Source organism: Vibrio fujianensis (assembly GCF_002749895.1).
In the GTDB taxonomy this organism is placed as follows: Bacteria; Pseudomonadota; Gammaproteobacteria; order Enterobacterales; family Vibrionaceae; genus Vibrio; species Vibrio fujianensis.
The window spans coordinates 217744-223880 of the sequence record NZ_NBUS01000043.1; the positions used below are offsets into that span (position 1 = coordinate 217744).

Annotated in this window: 5 protein-coding genes; all 5 read left to right on the forward strand. The window is 43.1% G+C overall.

Annotation, left to right across the window (positions count from 1 at the left end):
- The coding region (gene secA, locus B7C60_RS11850) for a preprotein translocase subunit SecA (RefSeq protein WP_245869278.1) at positions 1-2335 on the forward strand (2335 nt) is incomplete at its 5' end.
- A 139-nt stretch (positions 2336-2474) separates the two neighbouring features.
- On the forward strand, positions 2475-2873 hold the full coding sequence (mutT, locus tag B7C60_RS11855; protein WP_099611826.1) for an 8-oxo-dGTP diphosphatase MutT: 399 nt from the start codon (positions 2475-2477) through the stop codon (positions 2871-2873).
- 93 nt (positions 2874-2966) lie between these two features.
- Positions 2967-3776: a 4-hydroxy-tetrahydrodipicolinate reductase gene (gene dapB, locus B7C60_RS11860; RefSeq protein ID WP_099611827.1), complete on the forward strand. Its 810-nt coding sequence runs from the start codon at positions 2967-2969 to the stop codon at positions 3774-3776.
- Positions 3777-4257: 481 nt separating this feature from the next.
- Complete coding sequence (carA, locus tag B7C60_RS11865; protein WP_099611828.1) at positions 4258-5397, forward strand: glutamine-hydrolyzing carbamoyl-phosphate synthase small subunit; 1140 nt, start codon at positions 4258-4260, stop codon at positions 5395-5397.
- Between the two features lie 16 nt (positions 5398-5413).
- Positions 5414-6137 (forward strand): carbamoyl phosphate synthase preATP-grasp domain-containing protein (locus B7C60_RS19045; RefSeq protein ID WP_483887761.1); only part of this gene is annotated, 724 nt, incomplete at its 3' end.

Genomic DNA, 6137 nt, shown 5'->3' on the forward strand with positions numbered 1-6137 from the left:
ACACATTGTTACCGTCAACGATTATCTAGCTAAGCGTGATGCCGAAACAAACCGTCCTTTATTTGAATTTTTAGGCATGACGGTTGGTGTTAACGTACCTAATATGCCTCCTCACGAGAAAAAGCAAGCTTATCAAGCCGATGTTCTTTATGGTACAAACAATGAGTTTGGGTTTGATTATTTACGCGACAACATGGCTTTCCGAATGGAAGATCGTGTCCAGCGTGAACGTTTTTTTGCAGTTGTCGATGAGGTGGACTCGATCTTAATTGATGAAGCGCGTACGCCGTTGATTATTTCAGGCCCCGCGGAAGATAGCTCAGAGCTTTATACTCGTATCAACACCCTGATTCCCAATCTTAAGCGGCAAGATAAAGAAGATTCAGAGGAATACCGTGGTGATGGGCATTATACGGTTGATGAAAAATCAAAACAGGTTTATCTCACCGAAACGGGTCAAGAATATGTGGAAGAACTTCTTGTCAATAACGGCATGATGCAAGAAGGGGATACCCTCTACTCTCCAACGAATATCAGCTTACTGCATCATGTTAATGCAGCATTGCGTGCTCACGTCTTATTTGAGAAAAACGTAGATTATATTGTGACGGACGAAGGCGAAGTGGTTATCGTTGATGAACACACAGGACGAACCATGCCTGGCCGTCGTTGGTCTGATGGCTTACACCAAGCAGTAGAAGCTAAAGAAGGTGTGAAAATTCAGAATGAAAACCAAACATTGGCTTCGATCACCTTCCAAAATTATTTCCGCCTTTATGAAAAACTATCGGGTATGACCGGTACAGCTGATACGGAAGCATTTGAATTCCAATCTATTTATGGTTTAGAAACGGTAGTAATTCCAACGAATAAACCAATGGTTCGTGATGATATGCCCGACGTGGTATACCGTACTGAAGCTGAGAAATTTGCCGCGATTATTGAAGATATAAAAGAGCGTGTTGCGAAAGGTCAGCCAGTCCTAGTGGGGACAATCTCGATTGAAAAATCAGAGCTGTTAGCGGATGCCCTTAAGAAAGCAAAGATTAAGCATAACGTCCTTAATGCTAAGTTCCATGAAAAAGAGGCTGAAATTGTCGCTCAAGCCGGTACTCCTGGTGCGGTAACGATTGCGACAAACATGGCCGGACGTGGTACAGATATTGTTTTGGGCGGAAGTTGGCAAGCCAAAGTGGAAAGCTTAAGTAATCCGACTCCTGAACAGATTGAGCAAATCAAAACGGAATGGAAAAAAGTTCACGATCAGGTATTAGAAGCCGGAGGCTTACATATCATTGGTACTGAGCGCCATGAATCACGCCGGATTGATAACCAGCTACGTGGTCGTTCTGGTCGCCAAGGCGATGCCGGTTCTTCGCGCTTTTACTTGTCGATGGAAGATAGCCTCCTTCGGATCTTTACCTCAGATCGGATGGCGAGCCTAATTCAAAGTGGTATGGAAGAAGGCGAAGCAATTGAAAGTAAAATGCTTTCTCGCTCGATTGAAAAGGCCCAGCGGAAAGTCGAAGGGCGTAACTTTGATATCCGTAAACAATTGCTTGAGTATGACGATGTAGCAAACGATCAACGTAAAGTGGTCTATGAACTACGTGATGAGTTGATGCGCGTCGATGATATCAGTGACATGATTGAGCAAAATCGAGTGGATGTGCTAACGGCTGTGATTGATGAATATATTCCCCCCCAATCTTTGGAAGATATGTGGAATATTAGTGGGTTAGAAGAGCGTTTAAAAAATGATTTTGATCTTTCTCTTCCCATTCAAGCGTGGTTAGATGAAGACGATAAATTGTATGAAGAAGCGTTACGTGAACGCATTCTTGAGCAAGCTGTGAGCGTTTACCAACAAAAAGAGCAAGCCGTCGGTGCCTCTGTCATGCGCAACTTCGAAAAATCGGTTATGTTGCAAACCCTTGATACCTTATGGAAAGAACATTTGGCAGCAATGGATCATCTTCGTCAAGGTATCCATTTACGTGGCTATGCGCAAAAAAATCCGAAACAAGAGTATAAGCGAGAATCGTTTGAACTGTTCCAAGATCTGCTTGAGTCATTAAAATCAGATGTTATCGCTATCTTGTCTAAAGTTAGAGTACAACAGCAAGAAGAAGTTGAGCGAATGGAAGCACAGCGTCAAGCTCAAGCTGAAGAAGTCGCTAAACGGGTACAAGCTCAGCATGCTCAACTGGATAATGAATCCGATGAAAAAGCTCATCAGCCTATCGTTCGAGATGAACGAAAGGTCGGCCGTAATGAACCTTGCCCATGCGGTAGTGGTAAAAAATATAAGCAATGTCACGGTAAGATAGCGTAGTGTGTCGCCCTGCTTAATTTTCACATAAAAGAGTCGCATTGGCGGCTCTTTTTTCTATGGATTAATGCATCCTCTCTTTAATGGTCAGCGAGTGTGATGTATTGATCTCGTTATCTATTATTGTATAAAGGAACCAATAATGAAGCGTATTCATATTGTGGCTGGAATTATCCTTAACGCTGAACGCTCACAGGTATTTATTACTAAGCGGCCAGATGAGAAACACCAAGGTGGGTTGTGGGAATTTCCTGGTGGTAAAGTTGAAGCTGGAGAAACGATTGAGCAGGCCATGTCTCGGGAGCTGGAAGAGGAAGTGGGAATCGAAGTGATAGCGCAGTCTTTGTTTCAGCATCTTGAGTTCGATTATCCTGATAAATCGCTCAAGTTTGATTTCATGCTGATCGATGCTTTTAATCAACAGCCGTTTGGTAAAGAAGGTCAGCAAGGTCAATGGGTGTCAATCGGCGAGCTTGCTGACTATTCCTTTCCTGAAGCCAATATCCCGATTGTTGAAAGAGTGATCAAAGAGTTTTGTTAAGCTAGCCACCATCAACGATAGTTGGTAGTTTAGAGCTAACGTTTGGATAGAGCATGTGTATCGTACACATGACATAAAAATGGAGAGAATGCAATGGTAAGAATTGCGATTGCAGGTGCAGCAGGCCGAATGGGCCGTAATTTAGTTAAAGCCAGTCATTATCATCCAGAAACAACGGTAGGGGCCGGATCGGAGCGTCCTGAGTCTTCACTTATTGGTGTTGATATTGGTGAGCTATGTGGTGAGGGGCGCTTTGATGTCGCCTTGGTGGATAACCTAGAGCTTGCGATTGATGACTTTGATGTGATGATTGATTTTACCGCCCCAGCAAGTACCTTAGCCAATATCGAACTATGCCAGCAATATGGTAAAAAACTGGTCATCGGTACGACTGGATTTAACGAATCAGAGCGAGCAATAATTGATGAAGCAGCCACTATGATTCCAATCGTCATGGCCCCGAATTACAGTGTAGGTGTAAACTTAGTGTTTAAGTTGCTTGAAAAAGCAGCAAAAGTGATGGGAGACTATTGCGATATCGAGATTATCGAGGCTCACCACCGATATAAACTAGATGCACCATCCGGCACTGCGATTGGTATGGGAGAGGCAATTGCTGAAGCGATGGGTAATCAGTTGAGTGATGTGGCCGTTTATGCACGTGAAGGCATTACTGGTGAGCGACAACGGAATGAAATTGGCTTTGCCACCATTCGTGCAGGAGATATTGTTGGCGAACATACAGCGATGTTTGCTGATATTGGTGAGCGAGTTGAAATTACCCATAAAGCGACTGATCGAATGACATTTGCCAACGGTGCAGTGAAAGCAGCCGTTTGGCTAGCAGATAAACAGCCAGGTTTTTATTCAATGACCGATGTGCTTGATTTAAATGAACTGTAATTACATAATTATGCGCCAACAAAATTTGGCGCTTCTTTTTTTCTCTCTTTTTTTTCATTAATTTATCTTTTCTTTATTGGCCTTTTTTTGTCACGTTTTGTGTGATTTTTTTGGTTATTCTTATTGTTTTTACATCAGGGTTGTATTTTTCCATATCTCTCCATTGGTTTATCGTTTGCTTTTTGTGTTGTTGTTTTTTTTTATTTTTTTTTGCTCTTTTATGCGATGTTTTTTATTCACTTTAAGAGTTATGGATAAAAAACGAGCTTAAAACGTATTTTTTTGCTGGTTTTAATGTGTTTTTACTTTGTAGTGCGCTGAATTGAAATTTTATTTATCTGTGAATATTGACAGGAATCAGGGTGAACTTTAGAATACCGCCAATTTGTCTAAAACTCCCTCGAGCAAAGTATCTAAGCGAAAAGGATGGCAAGTTTGCAAATTAATTTATATTTTATGCATCTTTATTCTGGAGGTTATCTTGAGTAAATCCGCACTGTTAGTCCTGGAAGATGGGACAGTGTTCCACGGAGTGTCCATTGGCGCTGAGGGTATTTCCGTTGGTGAAGTTGTTTTTAATACCTCGATGACGGGGTACCAAGAAATCCTCACTGACCCTTCCTATTCTCAGCAAATTGTTACTCTCACTTATCCCCACATTGGCAATACCGGAACCAATTCCGAAGACGAAGAATCCTCTTCCATCCATGCTCAAGGTTTAGTTATCCGCGATCTCCCTCTGATTGCTTCCAATTTCCGCAGCGAACGTTCTCTCTCTGATTATCTCAAGTCACAAAATATTGTTGGTATTGCTGAGATCGATACACGTAAACTGACACGTCATTTACGTGAACATGGAACGCAAAACGGCTGTTTAATGGCCGGTGATCATCTTGACCAAGCGCTTGCGCTCGGCAAAGCTCAAGAGTTTCCTGGATTAAAAGGGATGGATCTGGCAAAGGTAGTTTCAACTAAAGAAGCCTACTCTTGGAAGCAAGGATCATGGACGCTAGAAGGCGGTCTACCTGAAGCCAAAGATGACAACGAATTGCCATACCATGTTGTGGCTTATGACTTTGGTGCCAAGCGCAATATCTTACGTATGCTGGTGGATCGTGGCTGCCGGTTAACGGTCGTTCCAGCTGAAACCTCTGCACAAGACGTGTTAGCACTTAACCCTGACGGTATTTTTCTTTCTAATGGCCCGGGTGATCCAGAACCCTGTACTTATGCCATTGAAGCGACCAAAACTTTTTTAGATAAGGGCTTACCTATATTTGGTATTTGTTTAGGTCACCAAATTCTAGCGCTTGCATCCGGTGCTAAAACGGTAAAAATGAAATTTGGTCACCATGGAGCTAACCATCCAGTCAAAGATTTAGCGACTAATGTCGTTATGATTACTTCACAAAACCACGGTTTTGCGGCTGATGAAGCTACCTTACCGGACAATGTTCGAGCAACTCATAAATCTTTATTTGATGGCACCTTGCAAGGGATTTGTCGTACGGATAAACCGGCCTTTAGCTTCCAAGGTCACCCTGAAGCAAGTCCAGGTCCGCATGATGCAGCTCCGCTTTTTGATCACTTCATCGAACTCATTAAACAATACCGCGCTTAATTTGGAGTAGTAAATAATGCCAAAACGTACAGACATTCAGAGCATTCTTATTTTAGGTGCAGGTCCGATTGTTATTGGTCAGGCTTGTGAGTTTGACTACTCAGGTGCACAAGCTTGTAAAGCGCTGCGCGAGGAAGGGTATCGAGTTATTTTAGTTAACTCTAACCCAGCAACCATCATGACAGACCCAGAAATGGCGGATGCAACCTATATTGAACCGATCCACTGGGAAGTGGTACGTAAGATCATCGAAAAGGAACGTCCAGATGCTATTTTGCCAACCATGGGCGGTCAGACAGCGCTGAACTGTGCGCTGGCACTAGAAAAGCACGGTGTATTGGCTGAGTTCGGAGTCGAAATGATCGGGGCAACCGCTGATGCGATTGATAAAGCAGAAGATCGCTCACGTTTTGATAAGGCCATGAAATCCATTGGGCTTGAATGCCCTCGTGCGGATACGGCAAAAACGATGGAAGAAGCTTACCAAGTTTTGGAGATGGTGGGTTTTCCTTGCATTATTCGTCCTTCCTTTACGATGGGCGGTACGGGCGGCGGTATTGCTTACAATAAAGAAGAGTTTGATGAAATTTGTCGCCGAGGGCTGGATCTTTCCCCGACCAACGAACTGTTGATTGATGAATCACTGATCGGCTGGAAAGAATATGAAATGGAAGTGGTGCGAGATAAAAACGACAACTGCATTATTGTCTGTGCGATTGAAAACTTCGATCCAATGGGAA

Excerpts from the sequence above, each read along its gene's own strand:
- mutT (WP_099611826.1), top strand. The coding sequence starts at position 2,475 with ATGAAGCGTATTCATATTGTGGCTGGAATTATCCTTAACGCTGAACGC.
- dapB (WP_099611827.1), top strand. The coding sequence starts at position 2,967 with ATGGTAAGAATTGCGATTGCAGGTGCAGCAGGCCGAATGGGCCGTAAT.